General features: G+C 50.7%; 38 protein-coding genes and 1 pseudogene. 34 read left to right on the top strand and 5 right to left on the bottom strand.

Annotated elements, in window-relative coordinates:
• Positions 1 to 50 precede the first annotated feature (50 nt).
• From tuf to bfr, 3 genes are all read left to right on the top strand, one after another.
• Positions 51 to 1235, top strand: coding sequence for an elongation factor Tu (gene tuf / locus LDB27_RS01945; RefSeq protein ID WP_000031748.1), 1185 nt, complete (start codon positions 51 to 53; stop codon positions 1233 to 1235).
• Between the two features lie 184 nt (positions 1236 to 1419).
• Entirely contained in the window at positions 1420 to 1614 is a 195-nt protein-coding gene (bfd, locus tag LDB27_RS01950; RefSeq protein ID WP_000289082.1) for a bacterioferritin-associated ferredoxin, read from the top strand.
• Between the two features lie 72 nt (positions 1615 to 1686).
• Positions 1687 to 2163, top strand: a complete 477-nt coding sequence (gene bfr, locus LDB27_RS01955) for a bacterioferritin (protein ID WP_000675530.1) — start codon at positions 1687 to 1689, stop codon at positions 2161 to 2163.
• Here the strand turns inward: bfr and hopD are convergent.
• Complete coding sequence (gene hopD, locus LDB27_RS01960) at positions 2160 to 2627, bottom strand: prepilin peptidase (RefSeq protein ID WP_000495847.1); 468 nt, start codon at positions 2625 to 2627, stop codon at positions 2160 to 2162. The two genes, bfr and hopD, sit on opposite strands and share 4 nt — an antisense overlap.
• A gap of 379 nt (positions 2628 to 3006) precedes the next feature.
• On the opposite strand from hopD, the gene rpsJ reads away from it, so the two are divergent.
• From rpsJ to LDB27_RS02115, 31 genes and pseudogenes are all read left to right on the top strand, one after another.
• Positions 3007 to 3318: a 30S ribosomal protein S10 gene (gene rpsJ, locus LDB27_RS01965; RefSeq protein ID WP_001181005.1), complete on the top strand. Its 312-nt coding sequence runs from the start codon at positions 3007 to 3009 to the stop codon at positions 3316 to 3318.
• Between the two features lie 32 nt (positions 3319 to 3350).
• Positions 3351 to 3980: a 50S ribosomal protein L3 gene (gene rplC / locus LDB27_RS01970; RefSeq protein ID WP_000579838.1), complete on the top strand. Its 630-nt coding sequence runs from the start codon at positions 3351 to 3353 to the stop codon at positions 3978 to 3980.
• Between the two features lie 10 nt (positions 3981 to 3990).
• Positions 3991 to 4596, top strand: a complete 606-nt coding sequence (rplD, locus tag LDB27_RS01975) for a 50S ribosomal protein L4 (protein WP_000424395.1) — start codon at positions 3991 to 3993, stop codon at positions 4594 to 4596.
• Entirely contained in the window at positions 4593 to 4895 is a 303-nt protein-coding gene (gene rplW, locus LDB27_RS01980; protein ID WP_000617546.1) for a 50S ribosomal protein L23, read from the top strand. The genes rplD and rplW overlap by 4 nt, the downstream gene beginning before the upstream one ends.
• Positions 4896 to 4912: 17 nt before the next feature.
• A complete protein-coding gene (rplB, locus tag LDB27_RS01985) occupies positions 4913 to 5734 on the top strand; it encodes a 50S ribosomal protein L2 (RefSeq protein WP_000301869.1) in 822 nt (273 codons plus the stop codon).
• A 16-nt stretch (positions 5735 to 5750) separates the two neighbouring features.
• Positions 5751 to 6029, top strand: a complete 279-nt coding sequence (gene rpsS / locus LDB27_RS01990; protein ID WP_001138115.1) for a 30S ribosomal protein S19 — start codon at positions 5751 to 5753, stop codon at positions 6027 to 6029.
• Between the two features lie 14 nt (positions 6030 to 6043).
• Positions 6044 to 6376, top strand: a complete 333-nt coding sequence (rplV, locus tag LDB27_RS01995; RefSeq protein ID WP_000447529.1) for a 50S ribosomal protein L22 — start codon at positions 6044 to 6046, stop codon at positions 6374 to 6376.
• 17 nt (positions 6377 to 6393) lie between these two features.
• On the top strand, positions 6394 to 7095 hold the full coding sequence (gene rpsC, locus LDB27_RS02000; RefSeq protein ID WP_000529945.1) for a 30S ribosomal protein S3: 702 nt from the start codon (positions 6394 to 6396) through the stop codon (positions 7093 to 7095).
• A gap of 12 nt (positions 7096 to 7107) precedes the next feature.
• Positions 7108 to 7518, top strand: a complete 411-nt coding sequence (gene rplP, locus LDB27_RS02005) for a 50S ribosomal protein L16 (RefSeq protein ID WP_000941208.1) — start codon at positions 7108 to 7110, stop codon at positions 7516 to 7518.
• Complete coding sequence (rpmC, locus tag LDB27_RS02010) at positions 7518 to 7709, top strand: 50S ribosomal protein L29 (RefSeq protein WP_000644742.1); 192 nt, start codon at positions 7518 to 7520, stop codon at positions 7707 to 7709. The genes rplP and rpmC overlap by 1 nt, the downstream gene beginning before the upstream one ends.
• Entirely contained in the window at positions 7709 to 7963 is a 255-nt protein-coding gene (gene rpsQ / locus LDB27_RS02015; protein WP_000130101.1) for a 30S ribosomal protein S17, read from the top strand. The genes rpmC and rpsQ overlap by 1 nt, the downstream gene beginning before the upstream one ends.
• Positions 7964 to 8126: 163 nt before the next feature.
• Complete coding sequence (rplN, locus tag LDB27_RS02020) at positions 8127 to 8498, top strand: 50S ribosomal protein L14 (RefSeq protein ID WP_000613954.1); 372 nt, start codon at positions 8127 to 8129, stop codon at positions 8496 to 8498.
• Positions 8499 to 8508: 10 nt separating this feature from the next.
• Entirely contained in the window at positions 8509 to 8823 is a 315-nt protein-coding gene (rplX, locus tag LDB27_RS02025; protein ID WP_000729185.1) for a 50S ribosomal protein L24, read from the top strand.
• A gap of 14 nt (positions 8824 to 8837) precedes the next feature.
• Positions 8838 to 9377, top strand: coding sequence for a 50S ribosomal protein L5 (gene rplE / locus LDB27_RS02030; RefSeq protein ID WP_001096206.1), 540 nt, complete (start codon positions 8838 to 8840; stop codon positions 9375 to 9377).
• 14 nt (positions 9378 to 9391) lie between these two features.
• Complete coding sequence (rpsN, locus tag LDB27_RS02035; protein ID WP_001118932.1) at positions 9392 to 9697, top strand: 30S ribosomal protein S14; 306 nt, start codon at positions 9392 to 9394, stop codon at positions 9695 to 9697.
• A gap of 33 nt (positions 9698 to 9730) precedes the next feature.
• Positions 9731 to 10123 (top strand): 30S ribosomal protein S8, encoded by a 393-nt coding sequence (rpsH, locus tag LDB27_RS02040; protein WP_000062611.1) that lies wholly within the window; start codon positions 9731 to 9733, stop codon positions 10121 to 10123.
• 12 nt (positions 10124 to 10135) lie between these two features.
• Positions 10136 to 10669: a 50S ribosomal protein L6 gene (gene rplF / locus LDB27_RS02045; protein ID WP_000091939.1), complete on the top strand. Its 534-nt coding sequence runs from the start codon at positions 10136 to 10138 to the stop codon at positions 10667 to 10669.
• A gap of 9 nt (positions 10670 to 10678) precedes the next feature.
• Entirely contained in the window at positions 10679 to 11032 is a 354-nt protein-coding gene (gene rplR / locus LDB27_RS02050; protein ID WP_000358956.1) for a 50S ribosomal protein L18, read from the top strand.
• Between the two features lie 14 nt (positions 11033 to 11046).
• The gene (gene rpsE, locus LDB27_RS02055) at positions 11047 to 11550 is read left to right on the top strand and encodes a 30S ribosomal protein S5 (RefSeq protein ID WP_000940121.1); all 504 of its coding nucleotides are present in this window, start codon (positions 11047 to 11049) and stop codon (positions 11548 to 11550) included.
• A gap of 3 nt (positions 11551 to 11553) precedes the next feature.
• Positions 11554 to 11733, top strand: a complete 180-nt coding sequence (gene rpmD, locus LDB27_RS02060) for a 50S ribosomal protein L30 (protein ID WP_001140434.1) — start codon at positions 11554 to 11556, stop codon at positions 11731 to 11733.
• A 3-nt stretch (positions 11734 to 11736) separates the two neighbouring features.
• Positions 11737 to 12171, top strand: a complete 435-nt coding sequence (gene rplO / locus LDB27_RS02065; protein ID WP_001238917.1) for a 50S ribosomal protein L15 — start codon at positions 11737 to 11739, stop codon at positions 12169 to 12171.
• 7 nt (positions 12172 to 12178) lie between these two features.
• A complete protein-coding gene (gene secY, locus LDB27_RS02070) occupies positions 12179 to 13510 on the top strand; it encodes a preprotein translocase subunit SecY (protein ID WP_001118864.1) in 1332 nt (443 codons plus the stop codon).
• A gap of 31 nt (positions 13511 to 13541) precedes the next feature.
• Positions 13542 to 13658, top strand: coding sequence for a 50S ribosomal protein L36 (rpmJ, locus tag LDB27_RS02075; RefSeq protein ID WP_000868187.1), 117 nt, complete (start codon positions 13542 to 13544; stop codon positions 13656 to 13658).
• 146 nt (positions 13659 to 13804) lie between these two features.
• Positions 13805 to 14161, top strand: coding sequence for a 30S ribosomal protein S13 (gene rpsM / locus LDB27_RS02080; protein ID WP_000090780.1), 357 nt, complete (start codon positions 13805 to 13807; stop codon positions 14159 to 14161).
• 16 nt (positions 14162 to 14177) lie between these two features.
• Positions 14178 to 14567 carry a 30S ribosomal protein S11 gene (rpsK, locus tag LDB27_RS02085; protein ID WP_001029758.1) on the top strand — a complete coding sequence of 130 codons (390 nt, stop codon included), beginning with the start codon at positions 14178 to 14180 and terminating at the stop codon, positions 14565 to 14567.
• A 33-nt stretch (positions 14568 to 14600) separates the two neighbouring features.
• Complete coding sequence (rpsD, locus tag LDB27_RS02090; RefSeq protein ID WP_000135226.1) at positions 14601 to 15221, top strand: 30S ribosomal protein S4; 621 nt, start codon at positions 14601 to 14603, stop codon at positions 15219 to 15221.
• Positions 15222 to 15246: 25 nt separating this feature from the next.
• Positions 15247 to 16236: a DNA-directed RNA polymerase subunit alpha gene (locus tag LDB27_RS02095; protein ID WP_001162094.1), complete on the top strand. Its 990-nt coding sequence runs from the start codon at positions 15247 to 15249 to the stop codon at positions 16234 to 16236.
• Positions 16237 to 16276: 40 nt separating this feature from the next.
• Positions 16277 to 16660, top strand: a complete 384-nt coding sequence (gene rplQ / locus LDB27_RS02100) for a 50S ribosomal protein L17 (RefSeq protein WP_001216370.1) — start codon at positions 16277 to 16279, stop codon at positions 16658 to 16660.
• A 107-nt stretch (positions 16661 to 16767) separates the two neighbouring features.
• Positions 16768 to 17136 carry a DUF1992 domain-containing protein gene (locus LDB27_RS02105; RefSeq protein ID WP_000266515.1) on the top strand — a complete coding sequence of 123 codons (369 nt, stop codon included), beginning with the start codon at positions 16768 to 16770 and terminating at the stop codon, positions 17134 to 17136.
• A gap of 10 nt (positions 17137 to 17146) precedes the next feature.
• Positions 17147 to 17572 (top strand): Zn(2+)-responsive transcriptional regulator, encoded by a 426-nt coding sequence (gene zntR / locus LDB27_RS02110; RefSeq protein WP_000285585.1) that lies wholly within the window; start codon positions 17147 to 17149, stop codon positions 17570 to 17572.
• A gap of 57 nt (positions 17573 to 17629) precedes the next feature.
• Positions 17630 to 17833, top strand: a pseudogene (locus LDB27_RS02115) (alternative ribosome-rescue factor A); the annotation flags it as partial.
• Position 17834: 1 nt separating this feature from the next.
• On the opposite strand, the gene mscL reads toward LDB27_RS02115, so the two are convergent.
• The 4 genes from mscL to fmt all read right to left on the bottom strand — a co-directional run bounded on the left by mscL (position 17835) and on the right by fmt (position 22076).
• The gene (gene mscL / locus LDB27_RS02120) at positions 17835 to 18248 is read right to left on the bottom strand and encodes a large-conductance mechanosensitive channel protein MscL (RefSeq protein WP_000008119.1); all 414 of its coding nucleotides are present in this window, start codon (positions 18246 to 18248) and stop codon (positions 17835 to 17837) included.
• 141 nt (positions 18249 to 18389) lie between these two features.
• Positions 18390 to 19766, bottom strand: coding sequence for a Trk system potassium transporter TrkA (gene trkA, locus LDB27_RS02125; protein WP_000691374.1), 1377 nt, complete (start codon positions 19764 to 19766; stop codon positions 18390 to 18392).
• 21 nt (positions 19767 to 19787) lie between these two features.
• A complete protein-coding gene (rsmB, locus tag LDB27_RS02130) occupies positions 19788 to 21077 on the bottom strand; it encodes a 16S rRNA (cytosine(967)-C(5))-methyltransferase RsmB (RefSeq protein WP_000744597.1) in 1290 nt (429 codons plus the stop codon).
• Between the two features lie 51 nt (positions 21078 to 21128).
• Complete coding sequence (gene fmt, locus LDB27_RS02135) at positions 21129 to 22076, bottom strand: methionyl-tRNA formyltransferase (protein ID WP_001285165.1); 948 nt, start codon at positions 22074 to 22076, stop codon at positions 21129 to 21131.
• Positions 22077 to 22089: the final 13 nt, after the last annotated feature.

Here is a 22089-nt window from a genome sequence, read left to right on the forward strand (position 1 = left end):
ATCCCGTGCTCTCTCCTGAAGGGGAGAGCGCTATAGTAAGGAATATAGCCGTGTCTAAAGAAAAATTTGAACGTACAAAACCGCACGTTAACGTCGGCACCATCGGCCACGTTGACCACGGTAAAACTACCCTGACCGCTGCAATCACCACCGTACTGGCTAAAACCTACGGCGGTGCTGCTCGTGCATTCGACCAGATCGATAACGCTCCGGAAGAAAAAGCGCGTGGTATCACCATCAACACTTCTCACGTTGAATACGATACCCCGACCCGCCACTACGCACACGTAGACTGCCCGGGGCACGCCGACTATGTTAAAAACATGATCACCGGTGCTGCTCAGATGGACGGCGCGATCCTGGTTGTTGCTGCGACTGACGGCCCGATGCCGCAGACCCGTGAGCACATCCTGCTGGGTCGTCAGGTAGGCGTTCCGTACATCATCGTGTTCCTGAACAAATGCGACATGGTTGATGACGAAGAGCTGCTGGAACTGGTTGAAATGGAAGTTCGTGAACTTCTGTCTCAGTACGACTTCCCGGGCGACGACACGCCGATCGTTCGTGGTTCTGCTCTGAAAGCGCTGGAAGGCGACGCAGAGTGGGAAGCGAAAATCATCGAACTGGCTGGCTTCCTGGATTCTTACATTCCGGAACCAGAGCGTGCGATTGACAAGCCGTTCCTGCTGCCGATCGAAGACGTATTCTCCATCTCCGGTCGTGGTACCGTTGTTACCGGTCGTGTAGAACGCGGTATCATCAAAGTGGGCGAAGAAGTTGAAATCGTTGGTATCAAAGAGACTCAGAAGTCTACCTGTACTGGCGTTGAAATGTTCCGCAAACTGCTGGACGAAGGCCGTGCCGGTGAGAACGTAGGTGTTCTGCTGCGTGGTATCAAACGTGAAGAAATCGAACGTGGTCAGGTACTGGCTAAGCCGGGCACCATCAAGCCGCACACCAAGTTCGAATCTGAAGTGTACATTCTGTCCAAAGATGAAGGCGGCCGTCATACTCCGTTCTTCAAAGGCTACCGTCCGCAGTTCTACTTCCGTACTACTGACGTGACTGGTACCATCGAACTGCCGGAAGGCGTAGAGATGGTAATGCCGGGCGACAACATCAAAATGGTTGTTACCCTGATCCACCCGATCGCAATGGACGACGGTCTGCGTTTCGCAATCCGTGAAGGCGGCCGTACCGTTGGCGCGGGCGTTGTTGCTAAAGTTCTGGGCTAATTACTCGTTAATTAGTTTTGAATTGAAGAGGGCGCTTCGGCGCCCTTTTTGTTGCCTGCTATTTAGCCGCTGTTATATTTATTCACCCTTTTTAACGCTTCTCCCATGGCGTAAATCGCTTTGTGCTATTGTAATCATAACCATTCTCATTTACACTTTGTGCGGAAATTGAACGGGAGCGATCATGTACGTTTGTTTGTGTAATGGTATAAGCGATAAAAAAATCCGCCAGGCTGTACGACAATTTCATCCACAGTCATTTCAACAGTTGCGTAAATTTATTCCTGTGGGAAATCAATGTGGTAAGTGTATTCGCGCCGCGCGAGAAGTGATGCAGGATGAGTTAACGCAAATGCCGGAATTTAAAGAGATCGCCTGAGTCACACTCTTTTTTTTGACATCCCTGTAGCCCCATCTACGCTCTAGAGAGTGGAAGCGGAGGGACTATAAAATGAAAGGTGATGTTAAAATCATAAATTATCTCAATAAACTATTGGGAAATGAGCTTGTCGCAATTAATCAGTATTTTCTTCATGCCCGTATGTTCAAAAACTGGGGGCTGACCCGGCTTAATGATGTTGAGTACCATGAATCCATTGATGAGATGAAACACGCCGATAAGTATATTGAGCGTATTTTATTTCTGGAAGGCATACCGAACCTACAGGATCTGGGCAAGCTGGGCATCGGTGAAGATGTCGAAGAGATGCTACGATCGGATCTCCGGCTCGAACTGGAAGGCGCAAAAGATCTACGTGAGGCAATAGCCTATGCCGATAGCGTTCATGATTATGTCAGCCGGGATATGATGATTGAAATTCTTGCCGACGAGGAAGGTCACATCGACTGGCTGGAAACTGAGCTGGATTTGATTGCCAAACTTGGTATGCAAAATTATCTGCAATCACAAATCAAGGTTACCGATTAACCGTCTGGAAAGAAAGCTTTCCAACCTGTTATGAAACCCGCCACCGCCAGCCATGGCCCAAAAGGTAGCGGGTTTATTAATGCCGATTTACCTCTCACCAGTAGCGCGACGCCAAACCCGCCACAGGCCAACATGGCGGCAAGGAAAACCAGTAACGGCAGTGTTTCCCAACAATGCCACGCTCCTAAGGCTGCAAGGTACTTGACGTCGCCATATCCAAGCCCCTCTTTCTGATAACGCAGGCGATAGCCCCAGTAAATTAACGCGAATCCGCCATAGCCGGCGATAGCACCCCAAAGCGCATCCGGTAAACGCTCCGGCAGGCAAATCTGGTGATAAAGCAGACCACCCCACAGTAATGGACAGGTAAACCGGTCAGGCAACAGACCGGTACGCGCGTCGTATATGCCAAGTAATAAAGAGAACGACGCATAAAAAATGAGAAAGGGGAGGGCAACAAACATAAGCAAATCCTCGTCAAGGCTTGTGCTCACCTTTATAGATTTATGCGACAGCGACAACGACGTATCGCCAGATTTGCCTGATGCCTTCCAAAGAAAAGATGCGCGTTGCCATCCCATGCGTACCACCTGGAATCATGCTCGCATAAGAATAAAGCGCTTAATTTCTATCCGACACTTGCGTCAGGCTGAGATTTACGTATAATGCGCGGGCTTGTCGTAATTGACGGCAGGTTCGATTTGAACCTCGAATAGCCGATTTGGCTATTTAACAATGCTCCCAATCGGGGAGCTACGTAAGAACGGTTACACTCTCCCATCAATCGTAATGGGTGTGAGGAGTAATCATTTTCGTTTATAAAATAATTGGAGCTCTGGTCTCATGCAGAACCAAAGAATCCGTATCCGCCTGAAAGCGTTTGATCATCGTCTGATCGATCAATCAACCGCGGAAATCGTCGAGACTGCCAAGCGCACTGGTGCGCAGGTTCGCGGTCCGATCCCGCTGCCGACCCGCAAAGAGCGCTTTACCGTTCTGATCTCTCCGCACGTTAACAAAGATGCGCGCGATCAGTACGAAATTCGCACTCACAAGCGTCTGGTTGACATCGTTGAGCCAACCGAGAAAACCGTTGATGCTCTGATGCGTCTGGACCTGGCTGCCGGTGTAGACGTGCAGATCAGCCTGGGTTAATCAGGTCATCGAGCGATTGAGAGGTTGATACAATGATTGGTTTAGTCGGTAAAAAAGTGGGTATGACCCGCATCTTCACTGAAGATGGCGTCTCTATCCCAGTAACCGTAATCGAAGTTGAAGCAAACCGTGTTACTCAGGTTAAAGACCTGGCTAACGATGGCTACCGCGCTGTTCAGGTTACTACGGGTGCTAAAAAAGCTAACCGTGTCACCAAGCCGGAAGCGGGTCACTTTGCTAAAGCTGGCGTAGAAGCTGGCCGTGGTCTGTGGGAATTCCGCCTGGCTGAAGGCGAAGAATACACCGTAGGTCAGAGCATCAGCGTTGAACTGTTTGCTGACGTTAAAAAAGTTGACGTAACCGGTACCTCTAAAGGTAAAGGTTTCGCTGGTACCGTTAAGCGCTGGAACTTCCGTACCCAGGACGCTACTCACGGTAACTCCTTGTCTCACCGCGTTCCGGGTTCTATCGGTCAGAACCAGACTCCGGGCAAAGTGTTCAAAGGCAAGAAAATGGCAGGTCAGATGGGTAATGAGCGCGTAACCGTTCAGAGCCTTGACGTAGTACGCGTTGACGCTGAGCGCAACCTGCTGCTGGTTAAGGGTGGTGTTCCGGGTGCAACCGGTTGCGACCTGATCGTTAAACCAGCTGTGAAGGCGTAAGGGGATAGCAATGGAATTAGTATTGAAAGACGCGCAGAGCGCGCTGACTGTTTCCGAAACTACCTTCGGTCGTGATTTCAACGAAGCGCTGGTTCACCAGGTTGTTGTTGCTTATGCAGCTGGTGCTCGTCAGGGTACTCGTGCTCAGAAGACTCGTGCTGAAGTAACTGGTTCCGGTAAAAAACCGTGGCGCCAGAAAGGCACTGGCCGTGCGCGTTCAGGTTCTATCAAGAGCCCGATCTGGCGTTCCGGTGGCGTGACCTTCGCTGCTCGTCCGCAGGACCACAGTCAAAAAGTTAACAAGAAGATGTACCGCGGCGCGCTGAAAAGCATCCTGTCCGAACTGGTACGTCAGGATCGTCTGATCGTTGTCGAGAAGTTCTCTGTAGAAGCGCCGAAAACTAAGCTGCTGGCACAGAAACTGAAAGACATGGCTCTGGAAGATGTGCTGATCATCACCGGTGAGCTGGACGAAAACCTGTTCCTGGCCGCACGTAACCTGCACAAGGTTGACGTACGCGATGCGACTGGTATCGACCCGGTTAGCCTGATCGCCTTCGACAAAGTCGTAATGACTGCTGATGCTGTTAAGCAAGTTGAGGAGATGCTGGCATGATTCGTGAAGAACGTCTGCTGAAGGTGCTGCGCGCACCGCACGTTTCTGAAAAAGCGTCTACTGCGATGGAAAAAACTAACACCATCGTTCTCAAAGTTGCTAAAGACGCGACCAAAGCAGAAATCAAAGCTGCTGTGCAGAAACTGTTTGAAGTCGAAGTCGAAGTCGTTAACACCCTGGTTGTTAAAGGGAAAGTTAAACGTCACGGACAGCGTATCGGTCGTCGTAGCGACTGGAAAAAAGCTTACGTCACCCTGAAAGAAGGCCAGAATCTGGACTTCGTCGGCGGCGCTGAGTAAGTCGGAGGAGTAATACAATGGCAGTTGTTAAATGTAAACCGACATCTCCGGGTCGTCGCCACGTCGTTAAAGTGGTCAACCCAGAGCTGCACAAGGGCAAACCTTTTGCTCCGCTGGTTGAAAAAAACAGCAAATCCGGTGGTCGTAACAACAATGGCCGTATCACCACTCGTCATATCGGTGGTGGTCACAAACAGGCTTATCGTATTGTTGACTTCAAACGCAACAAAGACGGTATCCCGGCAGTTGTTGAACGTCTTGAGTACGATCCGAACCGTTCCGCGAACATCGCGCTGGTTCTGTACAAAGACGGCGAACGCCGTTACATCCTGGCCCCGAAAGGCCTGAAAGCTGGCGACCAGATTCAGTCTGGCGTTGATGCTGCAATCAAAGCAGGCAACACCCTGCCGATGCGCAATATCCCGGTTGGTTCTACCGTTCATAACGTAGAAATGAAACCAGGTAAAGGCGGTCAGCTGGCGCGTTCCGCTGGTACTTACGTTCAGATCGTTGCTCGCGATGGCGCTTATGTCACCCTGCGTCTGCGTTCTGGTGAAATGCGTAAAGTCGAAGCAGACTGCCGTGCAACCCTGGGCGAAGTTGGCAATGCTGAGCATATGCTGCGCGTTCTGGGTAAAGCAGGTGCTGCACGCTGGCGTGGCGTTCGTCCTACCGTTCGCGGTACTGCGATGAACCCAGTAGACCACCCACATGGTGGTGGTGAAGGTCGTAACTTTGGTAAGCACCCGGTAACTCCGTGGGGCGTTCAGACCAAAGGTAAGAAGACCCGCAGCAACAAGCGTACTGATAAATTCATCGTACGTCGCCGTAGCAAATAATTTTAGAGGATAAGCCATGCCACGTTCTCTCAAGAAAGGTCCTTTTATTGACCTGCACTTGCTGAAGAAGGTAGAGAAAGCGGTGGAAAGCGGAGACAAGAAGCCCCTGCGCACTTGGTCCCGTCGTTCAACGATCTTTCCTAACATGATCGGTTTGACCATCGCTGTCCATAATGGTCGTCAGCACGTTCCGGTATTTGTTTCCGACGAAATGGTCGGTCACAAACTGGGTGAATTCGCACCGACTCGTACTTATCGCGGCCACGCTGCTGATAAAAAAGCGAAGAAGAAATAAGGTAGGAGGAAGAGATGGAAACTATCGCTAAACATCGCCATGCTCGTTCTTCTGCTCAGAAGGTTCGCCTTGTTGCTGACCTGATTCGCGGTAAGAAAGTGTCGCAGGCTCTGGATATTCTGACCTACACCAACAAGAAAGCGGCTGTACTGGTCAAGAAAGTTCTGGAATCTGCCATTGCTAACGCTGAACACAACGATGGCGCTGACATTGACGATCTGAAAGTTACGAAAATTTTCGTAGACGAAGGCCCGAGCATGAAGCGCATTATGCCGCGTGCAAAAGGTCGTGCAGATCGCATCCTGAAGCGCACCAGCCACATCACTGTGGTTGTGTCCGATCGCTGAGACTCTGGAGACTAGCAATGGGTCAGAAAGTACATCCTAATGGTATTCGCCTGGGTATTGTAAAACCATGGAACTCTACCTGGTTTGCGAACACCAAAGAATTCGCTGACAACCTGGACAGCGATTTTAAAGTACGTCAGTACCTGACGAAGGAACTGGCTAAAGCGTCTGTATCTCGTATCGTTATCGAGCGTCCGGCTAAGAGCATCCGTGTGACTATTCACACCGCTCGCCCGGGTATCGTTATCGGTAAAAAAGGTGAAGACGTAGAAAAACTGCGTAAGGTCGTAGCGGATATCGCTGGCGTTCCTGCACAGATCAACATCGCCGAAGTTCGTAAACCTGAACTGGACGCTAAACTGGTTGCTGACAGCATCACTTCTCAGCTGGAACGTCGCGTTATGTTCCGTCGTGCGATGAAGCGTGCTGTACAGAACGCCATGCGTCTGGGCGCTAAAGGTATCAAAGTTGAAGTTAGCGGCCGTCTGGGCGGCGCGGAAATCGCACGTACCGAATGGTACCGCGAAGGTCGCGTACCGCTGCACACTCTGCGTGCTGACATCGACTACAACACCTCTGAAGCGCACACCACTTATGGTGTAATCGGCGTTAAAGTGTGGATCTTCAAAGGCGAGATCCTGGGTGGTATGGCTGCTGTTGAACAACCGGAAAAACCGGCTGCTCAACCGAAAAAGCAGCAGCGTAAAGGCCGTAAATAAGGAGCGTCGCTGATGTTACAACCAAAGCGTACAAAATTCCGTAAAATGCACAAAGGCCGCAACCGTGGTCTGGCTGCAGGCGCGGATGTTAGCTTCGGCAGCTTCGGCCTGAAAGCTGTTGGCCGTGGTCGTCTGACTGCCCGTCAGATCGAAGCAGCACGTCGTGCTATGACCCGTGCAGTTAAGCGTCAAGGTAAGATCTGGATCCGTGTATTCCCGGACAAACCGATCACTGAAAAGCCGCTGGCAGTGCGTATGGGTAAAGGTAAAGGTAACGTGGAGTATTGGGTTGCCTTGATTCAGCCGGGTAAAGTCCTGTATGAAATGGACGGCGTACCGGAAGAGCTGGCCCGTGAAGCATTCAAGCTGGCAGCAGCGAAACTGCCGATTAAAACCACCTTTGTAACTAAGACGGTGATGTAATGAAAGCAAAAGAGCTGCGTGAGAAGAGCGTTGAAGAGCTGAACACCGAGCTACTGAACCTGCTGCGTGAGCAGTTCAACCTGCGTATGCAGGCTGCAAGTGGCCAGCTGCAACAGTCTCACCTGTTGAAGCAAGTGCGTCGTGATGTCGCACGCGTTAAGACTTTACTGACTGAGAAGGCGGGTGCGTAATGACCGATAAAATCCGTACTCTGCAAGGTCGCGTGGTTAGCGACAAAATGGAGAAATCCATTGTTGTTGCTATCGAACGTTTTGTGAAACACCCGATCTACGGTAAATTCATCAAGCGTACGACCAAAATGCACGTACATGACGAGAACAACGAATGCGGTATCGGCGACGTGGTTGAAATCCGCGAATGCCGTCCGCTGTCCAAGACCAAATCCTGGACTCTGGTTCGCGTTGTAGAGAAAGCGGTTCTGTAATACAGTACGCATTCTCAACGAATAAACGGCTCAGCGATGGGCCGTTTATTTTTTCTACCCATATCTGATTTGCGGTGTTATAATGCCGCGCCCTCGATATGGGGTTTTTTTAACGACCTGATTTTCGGGTCTCAGTAGTAGTTGACATTAGCGGAGCACTAAAATGATCCAAGAACAGACTATGCTGAACGTCGCCGACAACTCCGGTGCACGTCGCGTAATGTGTATCAAGGTTCTGGGTGGCTCGCACCGTCGCTACGCAGGCGTAGGCGACATCATTAAGATCACCATCAAAGAAGCGATTCCGCGTGGTAAGGTCAAAAAAGGTGATGTGCTGAAGGCGGTAGTGGTGCGCACCAAGAAGGGTGTTCGTCGCCCGGACGGTTCTGTCATTCGCTTCGATGGTAATGCATGCGTTATTTTAAACAATAACAGCGAGCAGCCTATCGGTACGCGTATTTTTGGGCCGGTAACTCGTGAACTTCGTAACGAGAAGTTCATGAAAATTATCTCTCTGGCACCAGAAGTACTCTAAGGAGCGAATCATGGCAGCGAAAATCCGTCGTGATGACGAAGTTATCGTGTTAACCGGTAAAGATAAAGGTAAACGCGGTAAAGTTAAGAATGTCCTGTCTTCCGGCAAGGTCATTGTTGAAGGTATCAACCTGGTTAAGAAACACCAGAAGCCGGTTCCGGCTCTGAACCAACCGGGCGGCATCGTTGAAAAAGAAGCTGCAATTCAGGTTTCTAACGTTGCAATCTTCAATGCGGCAACCGGCAAGGCTGACCGTGTAGGCTTTAGATTCGAAGACGGCAAAAAAGTCCGTTTCTTCAAGTCTAACAGCGAAACTATCAAGTAATTTGGAGTAGTACGATGGCGAAACTGCATGATTACTACAAAGACGAAGTAGTTAACAAACTCATGACTGAGTTTAACTACAATTCTGTCATGCAAGTCCCTCGGGTCGAGAAGATCACCCTGAACATGGGTGTTGGTGAAGCGATCGCTGACAAGAAACTGCTGGATAACGCAGCAGCAGACCTGACAGCAATCTCCGGTCAAAAACCGTTGATCACCAAAGCACGCAAATCTGTTGCAGGCTTCAAAATCCGTCAGGGCTATCCGATCGGCTGTAAAGTAACTCTGCGTGGCGAACGCATGTGGGAGTTCTTTGAGCGCCTGATCACTATTGCTGTTCCTCGTATCCGTGACTTCCGTGGCTTGTCCGCTAAGTCATTCGACGGTCGTGGTAACTACAGCATGGGTGTCCGTGAGCAGATCATCTTCCCAGAAATCGACTACGATAAAGTCGACCGCGTTCGTGGTTTGGATATTACCATTACCACTACTGCGAAATCTGACGAAGAAGGCCGTGCTCTGCTGGCTGCCTTTGACTTCCCGTTCCGCAAGTAAGGTAGGGTTACTAAATGGCTAAGCAATCAATGAAAGCACGCGAAGTAAAACGCGTAGCTTTAGCTGATAAATACTTCGCGAAACGCGCTGAACTGAAAGCGATCATCTCTGATGTGAACGCAACCGACGAAGATCGTTGGAATGCGGTTCTTAAGCTGCAGACTCTGCCGCGTGATTCCAGCCCGTCACGTCAGCGTAACCGCTGCCGTCAAACTGGTCGTCCGCACGCTTTCCTGCGGAAGTTCGGGTTGAGCCGTATTAAGGTCCGTGAAGCCGCTATGCGCGGTGAAATTCCGGGTCTGAAAAAGGCTAGCTGGTAATTGTCACCAATTGAATCACGGGAGTAAAGACAGATGAGCATGCAAGATCCGATCGCGGATATGCTGACCCGTATCCGTAACGGTCAGGCCGCGAACAAAGCTGCGGTCACCATGCCTTCCTCCAAGCTGAAAGTGGCAATTGCCAACGTGCTGAAGGAAGAAGGTTTTATTGAAGATTTTAAAGTTGAAGGCGACACCAAGCCGGAACTGGAACTGACTCTTAAGTATTTCCAGGGTAAAGCTGTTGTAGAAAGCATTCAGCGTGTCAGCCGCCCAGGTCTGCGCATCTACAAACGTAAAGATGAGCTGCCGAAAGTTATGGCCGGTCTGGGTATCGCAGTTGTTTCTACCTCTAAAGGTGTTATGACTGATCGTGCAGCGCGCCAGGCTGGTCTTGGTGGCGAAATTATCTGCTACGTAGCCTAATCGGAGGAAAAAATGTCTCGTGTTGCTAAAGCACCGGTCGTTGTTCCTGCCGGCGTTGATGTCAAAATCAACGGTCAGGTTATTACGATCAAAGGTAAAAACGGCGAGCTGACTCGTACTCTCAACGATGCTGTTGAAGTTAAACATGCAGATAATGCACTGACCTTCGGTCCGCGTGATGGTTACGCAGACGGTTGGGCACAGGCTGGTACCGCGCGTGCCCTGCTGAACTCAATGGTTATCGGTGTTACCGAAGGCTTCACTAAGAAGCTGCAGCTGGTTGGTGTAGGTTATCGTGCAGCGGTTAAAGGGAATGTAGTAAACCTGTCTTTAGGTTTCTCTCACCCGGTTGACCATCAGCTGCCGGCAGGTATCACTGCTGAATGTCCGACTCAAACTGAAATCGTGCTGAAAGGCGCTGATAAGCAGGTGATCGGCCAGGTTGCAGCAGATCTGCGCGCCTACCGTCGTCCTGAGCCTTACAAAGGCAAGGGTGTTCGTTACGCCGACGAAGTCGTGCGTACCAAAGAGGCTAAGAAGAAGTAAGGTAACACTATGGATAAGAAATCTGCTCGTATCCGTCGTGCGACCCGCGCACGCCGCAAGCTCAAAGAGCTGGGCGCAACTCGCCTGGTGGTACATCGTACCCCGCGTCATATTTACGCACAGGTAATTGCACCGAACGGTTCTGAAGTTCTGGTAGCTGCTTCTACTGTAGAAAAAGCTATCGCTGAACAACTGAAGTACACCGGTAACAAAGACGCGGCTGCAGCTGTGGGTAAAGCTGTCGCTGAACGCGCTCTGGAAAAAGGCATCAAAGATGTGTCCTTTGACCGTTCCGGGTTCCAATATCATGGTCGTGTCCAGGCACTGGCAGATGCTGCCCGTGAAGCTGGCCTTCAGTTCTAAGGTAGAGGTGTAAGATGGCTCACATCGAAAAACAAGCTGGCGAACTGCAGGAAAAGCTGATCGCGGTAAACCGCGTATCTAAAACCGTTAAAGGTGGTCGTATTTTCTCCTTCACAGCTCTGACTGTAGTAGGCGATGGTAACGGTCGCGTAGGTTTTGGTTACGGTAAAGCGCGTGAAGTTCCAGCAGCGATCCAGAAAGCGATGGAAAAAGCCCGTCGCAATATGATTAACGTCGCGCTGAACAACGGCACCCTGCAGCACCCGGTTAAAGGTGTTCACACGGGGTCTCGTGTATTCATGCAGCCAGCTTCCGAAGGTACCGGTATCATCGCCGGTGGTGCAATGCGCGCCGTTCTGGAAGTTGCTGGGGTTCATAACGTTCTGGCTAAAGCATACGGTTCCACCAACCCGATCAACGTGGTTCGTGCAACTATTGATGGCCTGGAAAATATGAATTCTCCAGAAATGGTCGCTGCCAAGCGTGGTAAATCCGTTGAAGAAATTCTGGGGAAATAAACCATGGCAAAGACTATTAAAATTACTCAAACCCGCAGTGCAATCGGTCGTCTGCCGAAACACAAGGCAACGCTGCTTGGCCTGGGTCTGCGTCGTATTGGCCACACCGTAGAGCGCGAGGATACTCCTGCTGTTCGTGGTATGGTCAACGCGGTTTCCTTCATGGTTAAAGTTGAGGAGTAAGAGATGCGTTTAAATACTCTGTCTCCGGCCGAAGGCTCCAAAAAGGCGGGTAAACGCCTGGGTCGTGGTATCGGTTCTGGCCTCGGTAAAACCGGTGGTCGTGGTCACAAAGGTCAGAAGTCTCGTTCTGGCGGTGGCGTACGTCGCGGTTTCGAGGGTGGTCAGATGCCTCTGTACCGTCGTCTGCCGAAATTCGGCTTCACTTCTCGCAAAGCAGCGATTACAGCCGAAGTTCGTCTGTCTGACCTGGCGAAAGTAGAAGGCGGCGTTGTAGACCTGAACACGCTGAAAGCGGCAAACATTATCGGTATCCAGATCGAGTTCGCGAAAGTGATCCTGGCTGGCGAAGTCACTACTCCGGTAACTGTTCGTGGCCTGCGTGTTACTAAAGGCGCTCGTGCTGCTATCGAAGCTGCTGGCGGTAAAATCGAGGAATAAGTAGCAGATGGCTAAACAACCGGGATTAGATTTTCAAAGTGCCAAAGGTGGCTTAGGTGAGCTGAAACGCAGACTGCTGTTTGTTATCGGCGCGCTGATTGTGTTCCGTATTGGCTCTTTTATTCCGATCCCTGGTATTGATGCCGCTGTACTTGCCAAACTGCTTGAGCAACAGCGAGGCACCATCATTGAAATGTTTAACATGTTCTCTGGTGGTGCTCTCAGCCGTGCTTCTATCTTTGCCCTGGGGATCATGCCGTATATTTCGGCGTCGATCATTATCCAGCTGTTGACGGTGGTTCATCCAACGCTGGCAGAAATTAAGAAAGAAGGGGAGTCTGGTCGTCGTAAGATCAGCCAGTACACCCGTTACGGTACTCTGGTGCTGGCGATATTCCAGTCGATCGGTATTGCTACCGGTTTGCCGAATATGCCTGGTATGCAGGGCCTGGTGATGAATCCAGGCTTTGCATTCTATTTCACCGCTGTTGTAAGTCTGGTTACAGGAACCATGTTCCTGATGTGGCTCGGCGAACAGATTACTGAGCGCGGTATCGGTAACGGTATCTCAATCATCATCTTCGCTGGTATCGTTGCGGGACTCCCGCCAGCCATTGCCCATACTATCGAGCAAGCGCGTCAAGGCGACCTGCACTTCCTCGTGTTGCTGTTGGTTGCAGTATTAGTATTTGCAGTGACGTTCTTTGTAGTATTCGTTGAACGTGGTCAACGCCGTATTGTGGTAAACTACGCCAAACGTCAGCAAGGTCGTCGTGTCTATGCTGCACAGAGCACACATTTACCGCTGAAAGTGAATATGGCGGGGGTAATCCCGGCAATCTTCGCTTCCAGTATTATTCTGTTCCCGGCGACCATCGCGTCATGGTTCGGGGGCGGTACTGGTTGGAACTGGCTGACAACAATTTCGCTGTATTTGCAGCCTGGGCAACCGCTTTATGTGTTACTCTATGCGTCTGCAATCATCTTCTTCTGTTTCTTCTACACGGCGTTGGTTTTCAACCCGCGTGAAACAGCAGATAACCTGAAGAAGTCCGGTGCATTTGTACCAGGAATTCGTCCGGGAGAGCAAACGGCGAAGTATATCGATAAAGTAATGACCCGCCTGACCCTGGTTGGTGCGCTGTATATTACCTTTATCTGCCTGATCCCGGAGTTCATGCGTGATGCAATGAAAGTGCCGTTCTACTTCGGTGGGACCTCACTGCTTATCGTTGTTGTCGTGATTATGGACTTTATGGCTCAAGTGCAAACTCTGATGATGTCCAGTCAGTATGAGTCTGCATTGAAGAAGGCGAACCTGAAAGGCTACGGCCGTTAATTGGTCGCCTGAGAAGTTACGGAGAGTAAAAATGAAAGTTCGTGCTTCCGTCAAGAAATTATGCCGTAACTGCAAAATCGTTAAGCGTGATGGTGTCATCCGTGTGATTTGCAGTGCCGAGCCGAAGCATAAACAGCGCCAAGGCTGATTTTTTCGCATATTTTTCTTGCAAAGTTGGGTTGAGCTGGCTAGATTAGCCAGCCAATCTTTTGTATGTCTGTACGTTTCCATTTGAGTATCCTGAAAACGGGCTTTTCAGCATGGTACGTACATATTAAATAGTAGGAGTGCATAGTGGCCCGTATAGCAGGCATTAACATTCCTGATCAGAAACACGCCGTGATCGCGTTAACTTCGATCTACGGTGTCGGCAAGACCCGTTCTAAAGCCATCCTGGCTGCAGCGGGTATCGCTGAAAATGTTAAGATCAGTGAGCTGTCTGAAGAACAAATCGACACGCTGCGTGACGAAGTTGCCAAATTTGTCGTTGAAGGTGATCTGCGCCGTGAAATCAGCATGAGCATCAAGCGCCTGATGGATCTTGGTTGCTATCGCGGTTTGCGTCATCGTCGTGGTCTCCCGGTTCGCGGTCAGCGTACCAAGACCAACGCTCGTACCCGTAAGGGTCCGCGCAAACCGATCAAGAAATAATCGGGGTGATTGAATAATGGCAAAGGCACCAGTTCGCGCACGTAAACGTGTAAGAAAACAAGTCTCTGACGGCGTGGCTCATATCCATGCTTCTTTCAACAACACCATCGTGACTATTACCGATCGTCAGGGTAATGCGCTGGGTTGGGCAACAGCCGGTGGTTCCGGTTTCCGTGGTTCTCGCAAATCCACTCCGTTTGCAGCTCAGGTTGCAGCAGAGCGTTGCGCTGACGCCGTGAAAGAATACGGTATCAAGAATCTGGAAGTTATGGTTAAAGGTCCGGGTCCAGGCCGCGAATCTACTATTCGTGCTCTGAACGCCGCTGGTTTCCGCATCACTAATATTACTGATGTGACTCCGATCCCTCATAACGGTTGTCGTCCGCCGAAAAAACGTCGCGTATAACGCTTCGTTTTCCAGGTTAGTTGGAGAAAGAAAATGGCAAGATATTTGGGTCCTAAGCTCAAGCTGAGCCGTCGTGAGGGCACCGACTTATTCCTTAAGTCTGGCGTTCGCGCGATCGATACCAAGTGTAAAATTGAACAAGCTCCTGGCCAGCACGGTGCGCGCAAGCCGCGTCTGTCTGACTATGGTGTGCAGTTGCGTGAAAAGCAAAAAGTTCGCCGCATTTACGGTGTGCTGGAGCGTCAGTTCCGTAACTACTACAAAGAAGCAGCACGTCTGAAAGGCAACACCGGTGAAAACCTGTTGGCTCTGCTGGAAGGTCGTCTGGACAACGTTGTATACCGTATGGGCTTCGGCGCCACTCGTGCAGAAGCACGTCAGCTGGTTAGCCATAAAGCAATTATGGTAAACGGTCGTGTTGTTAACATCGCTTCTTATCAGGTTAGTCCGAATGACGTTGTTAGCATTCGTGAGAAAGCGAAGAAGCAGTCTCGCGTGAAAGCCGCTCTGGAGCTGGCTGAGCAGCGTGAAAAGCCAACCTGGCTGGAAGTTGATGCTGGCAAGATGGAAGGTACGTACAAGCGTAAGCCTGAGCGTTCTGATCTGTCTGCGGACATTAACGAACACCTGATCGTCGAGCTTTACTCCAAGTAAAGCTTAGTACCAAAGAGAGGACACAATGCAGGGTTCTGTGACAGAGTTTCTAAAACCGCGCCTGGTAGATATCGAGCAAGTGAGTTCGACGCACGCCAAGGTGACCCTTGAGCCTTTAGAGCGTGGCTTCGGCCATACTCTGGGTAACGCACTGCGCCGTATTCTGCTCTCATCGATGCCGGGTTGCGCGGTGACCGAGGTTGAGATTGATGGTGTACTACATGAGTACAGCACCAAAGAAGGCGTTCAGGAAGACATCCTGGAAATCCTGCTCAACCTGAAAGGGCTGGCGGTGAGAGTTCAGGGTAAAGATGAAGTTATTCTTACCTTGAATAAATCTGGCATTGGCCCTGTGACTGCAGCCGATATCACCCATGATGGGGATGTCGAAATCGTCAAGCCGCAGCACGTGATCTGCCACCTGACCGATGAAAACGCGTCTATTAGTATGCGTATCAAAGTTCAGCGCGGTCGTGGTTATGTGCCGGCTTCTACCCGAATTCATTCGGAAGAAGATGAGCGCCCAATCGGCCGTCTGCTGGTCGACGCCTGCTACAGCCCTGTAGAGCGTATTGCCTACAATGTTGAAGCAGCGCGTGTAGAACAGCGTACCGACCTGGACAAGCTGGTCATCGAAATGGAAACCAACGGCACAATCGATCCTGAAGAGGCGATTCGTCGTGCGGCAACCATCCTGGCTGAACAACTGGAAGCTTTCGTTGATTTACGTGATGTACGTCAACCGGAAGTGAAAGAAGAGAAACCAGAATTCGATCCGATCCTGCTGCGCCCTGTTGACGATCTGGAATTGACTGTCCGCTCTGCTAACTGCCTCAAGGCAGAAGCTATCCACTATATCGGTGATCTGGTACAGCGTACCGAGGTTGAGCTTCTTAAGACGCCTAACCTGGGTAAAAAATCTCTTACCGAGATTAAAGACGTGCTGGCTTCCCGTGGACTGTCTCTGGGTATGCGCCTGGAAAACTGGCCACCGGCAAGCATCGCTGACGAGTAACCGGATCACAGGTTAAGGTTTTACTGAGAAGGATAAGGTCATGCGCCATCGTAAGAGTGGTCGTCAACTGAACCGCAACAGCAGCCATCGCCAGGCTATGTTCCGCAACATGGCAGGTTCACTGGTTCGTCATGAAATCATCAAGACGACCCTGCCTAAAGCGAAAGAGCTGCGTCGCGTAGTTGAGCCGCTGATTACTCTTGCCAAGACTGATAGCGTTGCTAATCGTCGTCTGGCATTCGCCCGTACTCGTGATAACGAGATCGTGGCAAAACTGTTTAACGAGCTGGGCCCGCGTTTCGCGAGCCGCGCCGGTGGTTACACTCGCATTCTGAAGTGTGGCTTCCGTGCAGGCGACAACGCGCCGATGGCATACATCGAGCTGGTTGATCGTTCAGAGAAAACAGAAGCTGCTGCAGAGTAATCTGTAGTAACGTAAAAAAACCCGCTTCGGCGGGTTTTTTTATACCCTCCTGAACCCCATGTATCTACAATAATTGTATTCTTTTCGTTCAATCCCTGGAGCGACGTATGTGGTTACTTGACCAGTGGGCAGAGCGTCATATTATCGAGGCACAGCGTAAAGGCGAGTTTGATAATCTGCCTGGCCGCGGCGAGCCGCTTATTCTGGATGATGATTCTCATGTGCCGGCGGAACTTCGTGCGGGTTATCGCTTACTCAAGAATGCGGGCTGTCTTCCCCCTGAACTGGAGCAGCGCAGAGACGCTATTCAGTTACTTGATATCCTCAACAGTATCCGGGAAGATGACCCTCGATACCATCAGGTTAGTCGCCAGCTCTCGCTGCTTGAACTAAAACTTCGGCAGGCTGGGTTGAGTACCGACTTTTTACACGGTGAGTATGCAGAAAAACTGCTGCATAAAATCAACGATAATTAACGGAGCTTGTATGTATCGCATTGGTGAGCTGGCAAAGCTGGCAGACGTAACGCCTGATACCATTCGCTACTATGAAAAACAGCAGATGATGGATCATGAGGTACGTACTGAAGGCGGGTTTCGTCTGTATACCGAAAACGATCTGCAGCGTCTCAAATTTATTCGTTATGCGCGACAGTTGGGTTTCACGCTCGACTCGATCCGCGAACTTTTATCGATCCGAATTGATCCTGAGCACCATACCTGTCAGGAGTCAAAAAGTATTGTGCAAGAGCGATTGCAGGAGGTTGAAGCCAGGATTGCGGAACTGCAAACGATGCAGCGTTCGTTACAAAGGCTTAATGATGCTTGTTGCGGAACGGCCCACAGTAGCGTCTATTGTTCCATTCTGGAAGCCCTGGAGCAGGGGGCCAGTGGAGCGAAATCAGGATGTTGATTTATTGAACCGGCGGGGCTACACTCGCGCCGTTAATTTATACAATCGGGAGACATTATGAGTCGTTATCAACATAAGAAAGGGCAGATAAAGGACAATGCCATTGAGGCATTACTGCATGATCCACTGTTCAGGCAACGCGTTGAAAAAAATAAGAAAGGCAAAGGAAGTTATCTGCGTAAAGGTAAACACGGTAATCGAGGGAACTGGGAGGCCAGTGGCAAGAAAGTAAGTGACTTTTTTACCACTGGCCTTCTGCTTATTAAGAACGGTTATTTTGTTCTTTCAGCAGATCGCGGATTTCGCCCAATAACACTTCCTCTTTAGAAGGCGCTGGCGGAGCTGCCGGCTCTTCTGCTTTTTTACGGTTGAGTCTGTTGATAAGCTTAATGGCAACAAAGATAGCAAAGGCCACAATCACAAAATCAAATACGTTCTGGATAAACACGCCGTAATGCATGACGACCGCCGGAATATCTCCCTGCGCTTCGCGTAACGTAAAAGCAAATTGTTTAAAGTCGATCCCGCCGATTAACAATCCCAACGGCGGCATAATGATATCGGCAACCAGTGAAGAAACAATCTTACCGAATGCCGCGCCAATAATGACACCCACTGCCAAATCCACAACATTCCCGCGCATCGCGAATTCGCGAAATTCTTTAATAAAACTCATTTTTATTCTCCCTATGCAGCTGACGTTATAAGTTTAACAAATGCTAAGGCATTTTCCATTTACGGCTTCTGTTTAGCGAAATAAATTAAACCTTGATAAATAAAGGGAATTAAAAAGGGCGCTGAATGAGCGCCCCTAAAATTAGAGGAAGAAAGGACTTGGCTGGAACAGACGTTCGACGTCGGTAATAAACTTTTTATCGGTCAAAAACATAATGACGTGATCGCCTTGTTCAATGCGCAAATTGTCATTAGCAATCATGACATCATTACCGCGAACGACCGCGCCAATAATGGTGCCTGGCGGCAGTTTAATTTCGTCAATGACGCGGCCAACCACGCGGGAAGTGCTTTCATCGCCGTGCGCGACGGCTTCGATGGCTTCGGCAACCCCGCGACGTAGTGAGGAAACGCCGACGATATCTGCTTTACGCACATGGCTCAGTAATGCAGAGATGGTGGCCTGCTGCGGAGAAATCGCAATATCTATAACGCTACCCTGCACAAGATCGACATAAGCTCGACGCTGAATCAGCACCATCACTTTTTTGGCACCCATCCGCTTAGCCAACATCGCGGACATGATATTGGCTTCATCATCGTTAGTGACCGCGATAAAGAGATCGACCTGATCAATATGCTCCTCCGCCAGCAATTCCTGATCGGAAGCGTCGCCAAAAAAGACGATCGTGTTTTGCAGTTTCTCAGCCAGTTCTGCGGCGCGTTGTTGATCGCGTTCGATCAATTTAACGCTATAGTCTTTTTCCAGACGCCTTGCCAGCCCGGCGCCGATATTGCCGCCGCCCACCAGCATGATGCGCTTGTAGGGTTTTTCCAGACGCTGTAATTCGCTCATTACTGCACGGATATGCTGTGAAGCCGCAATAAAGAAGACTTCATCCCCTGCTTCCACGATAGTCGAGCCCTGAGGACGGATTGGTCTGTCATGGCGGAAAATTGCGGCAACGCGGGTATCGATATGCGGCATATGCTCTCGCATTGTCGAGAGCGCGTTACCTATTAGTGGACCGCCATAGTAGGCTTTTACTACTGCCAGACTGACTTTCCCTTCGGCAAAGTTTACAACCTGTAATGCTCCTGGATACTCGATCAGACGATAAATATTATCGATAACCAACTGCTCCGGCGCTATCAGATGATCAATCGGAACCGCTTCAGAATGAAAGAGTTTATCCGCATCGCGAACATAGTCCGGGGAGCGAATGCGGGCGATACGGTTTGGAGTGTTGAAGAGTGAATAGGCTACCTGACAGGCAACCATATTAGTTTCATCTGAACTGGTGACAGCGACCAGCATATCCGCATCGTCAGCGCCCGCTTCGCGCAACACGCGGGGATGCGAACCATGCCCCTGAACTACGCGTAGATCGAACTTATCTTGCAAACTGCGTAACCGTTCGCCGTTGGTATCAACCACCGTGATGTCGTTGTTTTCGCCGACCAGGTTTTCCGCCAGTGTTCCGCCAACTTGCCCTGCGCCCAGTATGATAATTTTCATCAGTCGTGGCCCGTTATCTCATCACTTCTTGATTAGCTTAGCGTAAAAGAACCCATCACCTTCTTCGCCGCCCGGCAGATTTTGCTGTCCTGGCTGATCAGGTGTTCCCGTTTCGCTGAGTGCGGCATCGGGAGTGCGTTGCAAAAAGGTTTTGATCTGATCGCGGTTTTCTTCCGGCAGTACGGAACAGGTGGCGTAAACCAGCGTCCCGCCGGGCTTCAGGCGCGGCCAGACGGCATCAAGGATTTCCGCCTGTAATTGCGCCAGTTCCGCGATATCGCGATCGCGACGCAGCCATTTGATATCTGGATGACGGCGAATGACGCCGGTTGCGGAGCAGGGCGCATCCAGCAGAATACGGTCAAACTGCTGCTCGCCGCACCATTGGGCGGGATAACGACCATCCCCTTGTTTAACTGTCGCTTTCATCCCAAGACGCTTTAGGTTGTCGTAAACGCGGGAGAGCCGTTGTTCATCAATATCAACCGCCAACACGTCTGCTTCGGGGGCCACTTCGAGAATATGCGAGGTTTTACCGCCGGGCGCGGCGCACAAGTCTAAAATGTGCTCACCGTTCTGAGGAGCGAGAAAAACCGCACATCCCTGCGCAGAGGCATCCTGGACAGTTACCCAACCCTCAGCAAAACCGGGTAAAGCATGTACCGGAGCTGGCGTTTCCAGACGTACAGCGTCGGGATAATCGGGATGCGGATATCCCTTCATGCCTGCGTCTTCAAGTAAGCCAAGCCAACCGTCGCGGGTATGGTGTGTACGATTTACACGTAGCCACATAGGCGGACGCTGGTTATTCGCATCAATAATGCGTTGCCACTGTGTGGGGTAAGCATTTTGCAAACGCTTTACCAGCCAACCTGGATGTAAAAAGCGCGCATCGCTGGTCGCAAACTCATTAAGCAACGTTTCCTGCTGGCGCTGGAACTGGCGCAGGACGCCGTTAATTAACCCTTTCAACTGCGGACGTTTGATGGCGACCGCGCCTTCAACGGTTTCAGCCAGCGCCGCATGGGGAGGGACGCGGGTGTACAGCAACTGATAAAAGCCGACCATAATTAAGTAATGCACAGTACGCTGCTTGCCGGTCATTGGACGAGACATCAGCTTATTGATCAGCCATTCCAGCTGTGAAAGGGTGCGCAGGACGCCAAAGCACAGCTCCTGAAGTAGCGCTTTGTCTTTATCGGCGACTTTTTGTTGCAGCGGCGGGAGCACATTACTTAATGATTGTCCCTGCTCGACGACCTGTTCAACGGCCTGTGCTGCCAGACTACGTAAATTGTTTTGTTTTTTCATATGTATAAAATAAAAATGCCCGGTAACACCGGGCTTATAAAGGCGTGACCGTCAGGCAAGACGGTTACCAGGAATAAACCATTCCCGGCGTGAATTTAACAGATCCTGGGCGCTCATCGCTTTTTTGCCGGCAGGCTGAAGCGAAAGCAAATTTAATATCCCCTTGCCTGTTGCAACCTGAATGCCCTGTTTCGTCGCGGCCAGAATAGTTCCCGGCAGCGACTGCGTGGCGTCCTCAATGACGGACGCCTGCCAGACTTTTACCGGCTGACCGTCGATTTCCAGCCAGCTCATTGGCCACGGATTAAAGGCGCGAATGCAACGCTCCAGCTGTGCTGCGGAGAGAGACCAGTCAATACGCGCTTCTTCTTTACTGAGCTTTTCCGCATGAGTGACCAGCGCTTCATTCTGCGCTTCAGGCGTCGCTGTGCCGTCCGCCAGTTGTTTTAGTGTGGTAATTAACCCCTGCGGGCCAAGTTCAGCCAACTTATTATACAGTGAGCCACTGGTATCTTCTGCGGTAATCGGGCACGCAAGTTTATACAGCATGTCGCCGGTATCCAGCCCTACATCCATCTGCATAATTGTGACGCCGGTTTCCGCATCGCCTGCCCAGAGTGAGCGCTGAATAGGCGCCGCGCCACGCCAGCGTGGAAGCAGCGAACCGTGAACGTTGATACATCCGAGACGGGGCATATCCAGCACTGCCTTTGGGAGAATCAGACCATATGCTACGACAACCATGACGTCAGCATGTAAGTCAGCAACCAGATGCTGGTTTTCCTGAGGACGAAGCGACACGGGCTGGAAAACGGGCAGGCCTTTTTCTTCCGCCAGCACTTTTACCGGGCTGGGCATCAACTTTTTGCCGCGACCTGCTGGACGATCGGGTTGGGTAAATACGCCGACAACGTTATGTCCAGAAGTTAACAGCGCGTCGAGATGACGCGCTGCAAAGTCAGGTGTACCCGCAAAAATAATACGTAGTGAATCTGACACGTTGGTTCTTGTC

The organism is Salmonella sp. JXY0409-18 (assembly GCF_020268625.1).
Taxonomy (GTDB): Bacteria; Pseudomonadota; Gammaproteobacteria; order Enterobacterales; family Enterobacteriaceae; genus Salmonella; species Salmonella enterica.

What these genes read in the sequence shown, in the direction of transcription:
- zntR (WP_000285585.1), top strand. Translation starts at nt 17,147, where the DNA reads ATGTATCGCATTGGTGAGCTGGCAAAGCTGGCAGACGTAACGCCTGAT.
- rpsQ (WP_000130101.1), top strand. Translation starts at nt 7,709, where the DNA reads ATGACCGATAAAATCCGTACTCTGCAAGGTCGCGTGGTTAGCGACAAA.
- rplW (WP_000617546.1), top strand. Translation starts at nt 4,593, where the DNA reads ATGATTCGTGAAGAACGTCTGCTGAAGGTGCTGCGCGCACCGCACGTT.
- rplR (WP_000358956.1), top strand. Translation starts at nt 10,679, where the DNA reads ATGGATAAGAAATCTGCTCGTATCCGTCGTGCGACCCGCGCACGCCGC.
- rpsJ (WP_001181005.1), top strand. Translation starts at nt 3,007, where the DNA reads ATGCAGAACCAAAGAATCCGTATCCGCCTGAAAGCGTTTGATCATCGT.
- rplF (WP_000091939.1), top strand. Translation starts at nt 10,136, where the DNA reads ATGTCTCGTGTTGCTAAAGCACCGGTCGTTGTTCCTGCCGGCGTTGAT.
- hopD (WP_000495847.1), bottom strand. Translation starts at nt 2,627, where the DNA reads ATGTTTGTTGCCCTCCCCTTTCTCATTTTTTATGCGTCGTTCTCTTTA.
- bfr (WP_000675530.1), top strand. Translation starts at nt 1,687, where the DNA reads ATGAAAGGTGATGTTAAAATCATAAATTATCTCAATAAACTATTGGGA.
- rpmC (WP_000644742.1), top strand. Translation starts at nt 7,518, where the DNA reads ATGAAAGCAAAAGAGCTGCGTGAGAAGAGCGTTGAAGAGCTGAACACC.
- mscL (WP_000008119.1), bottom strand. Translation starts at nt 18,248, where the DNA reads ATGAGTTTTATTAAAGAATTTCGCGAATTCGCGATGCGCGGGAATGTT.
- rpsK (WP_001029758.1), top strand. Translation starts at nt 14,178, where the DNA reads ATGGCAAAGGCACCAGTTCGCGCACGTAAACGTGTAAGAAAACAAGTC.
- LDB27_RS02105 (WP_000266515.1), top strand. Translation starts at nt 16,768, where the DNA reads ATGTGGTTACTTGACCAGTGGGCAGAGCGTCATATTATCGAGGCACAG.
- bfd (WP_000289082.1), top strand. Translation starts at nt 1,420, where the DNA reads ATGTACGTTTGTTTGTGTAATGGTATAAGCGATAAAAAAATCCGCCAG.
- rplX (WP_000729185.1), top strand. Translation starts at nt 8,509, where the DNA reads ATGGCAGCGAAAATCCGTCGTGATGACGAAGTTATCGTGTTAACCGGT.
- trkA (WP_000691374.1), bottom strand. Translation starts at nt 19,766, where the DNA reads ATGAAAATTATCATACTGGGCGCAGGGCAAGTTGGCGGAACACTGGCG.
- rplN (WP_000613954.1), top strand. Translation starts at nt 8,127, where the DNA reads ATGATCCAAGAACAGACTATGCTGAACGTCGCCGACAACTCCGGTGCA.
- rplV (WP_000447529.1), top strand. Translation starts at nt 6,044, where the DNA reads ATGGAAACTATCGCTAAACATCGCCATGCTCGTTCTTCTGCTCAGAAG.
- rpmJ (WP_000868187.1), top strand. Translation starts at nt 13,542, where the DNA reads ATGAAAGTTCGTGCTTCCGTCAAGAAATTATGCCGTAACTGCAAAATC.
- rplE (WP_001096206.1), top strand. Translation starts at nt 8,838, where the DNA reads ATGGCGAAACTGCATGATTACTACAAAGACGAAGTAGTTAACAAACTC.
- rpsD (WP_000135226.1), top strand. Translation starts at nt 14,601, where the DNA reads ATGGCAAGATATTTGGGTCCTAAGCTCAAGCTGAGCCGTCGTGAGGGC.
- rpsS (WP_001138115.1), top strand. Translation starts at nt 5,751, where the DNA reads ATGCCACGTTCTCTCAAGAAAGGTCCTTTTATTGACCTGCACTTGCTG.
- secY (WP_001118864.1), top strand. Translation starts at nt 12,179, where the DNA reads ATGGCTAAACAACCGGGATTAGATTTTCAAAGTGCCAAAGGTGGCTTA.
- rpsN (WP_001118932.1), top strand. Translation starts at nt 9,392, where the DNA reads ATGGCTAAGCAATCAATGAAAGCACGCGAAGTAAAACGCGTAGCTTTA.
- rplD (WP_000424395.1), top strand. Translation starts at nt 3,991, where the DNA reads ATGGAATTAGTATTGAAAGACGCGCAGAGCGCGCTGACTGTTTCCGAA.
- rpsE (WP_000940121.1), top strand. Translation starts at nt 11,047, where the DNA reads ATGGCTCACATCGAAAAACAAGCTGGCGAACTGCAGGAAAAGCTGATC.
- rplQ (WP_001216370.1), top strand. Translation starts at nt 16,277, where the DNA reads ATGCGCCATCGTAAGAGTGGTCGTCAACTGAACCGCAACAGCAGCCAT.
- rsmB (WP_000744597.1), bottom strand. Translation starts at nt 21,077, where the DNA reads ATGAAAAAACAAAACAATTTACGTAGTCTGGCAGCACAGGCCGTTGAA.
- rpsH (WP_000062611.1), top strand. Translation starts at nt 9,731, where the DNA reads ATGAGCATGCAAGATCCGATCGCGGATATGCTGACCCGTATCCGTAAC.
- rplO (WP_001238917.1), top strand. Translation starts at nt 11,737, where the DNA reads ATGCGTTTAAATACTCTGTCTCCGGCCGAAGGCTCCAAAAAGGCGGGT.
- rplB (WP_000301869.1), top strand. Translation starts at nt 4,913, where the DNA reads ATGGCAGTTGTTAAATGTAAACCGACATCTCCGGGTCGTCGCCACGTC.
- LDB27_RS02095 (WP_001162094.1), top strand. Translation starts at nt 15,247, where the DNA reads ATGCAGGGTTCTGTGACAGAGTTTCTAAAACCGCGCCTGGTAGATATC.
- rpmD (WP_001140434.1), top strand. Translation starts at nt 11,554, where the DNA reads ATGGCAAAGACTATTAAAATTACTCAAACCCGCAGTGCAATCGGTCGT.
- rpsC (WP_000529945.1), top strand. Translation starts at nt 6,394, where the DNA reads ATGGGTCAGAAAGTACATCCTAATGGTATTCGCCTGGGTATTGTAAAA.
- rplP (WP_000941208.1), top strand. Translation starts at nt 7,108, where the DNA reads ATGTTACAACCAAAGCGTACAAAATTCCGTAAAATGCACAAAGGCCGC.
- rplC (WP_000579838.1), top strand. Translation starts at nt 3,351, where the DNA reads ATGATTGGTTTAGTCGGTAAAAAAGTGGGTATGACCCGCATCTTCACT.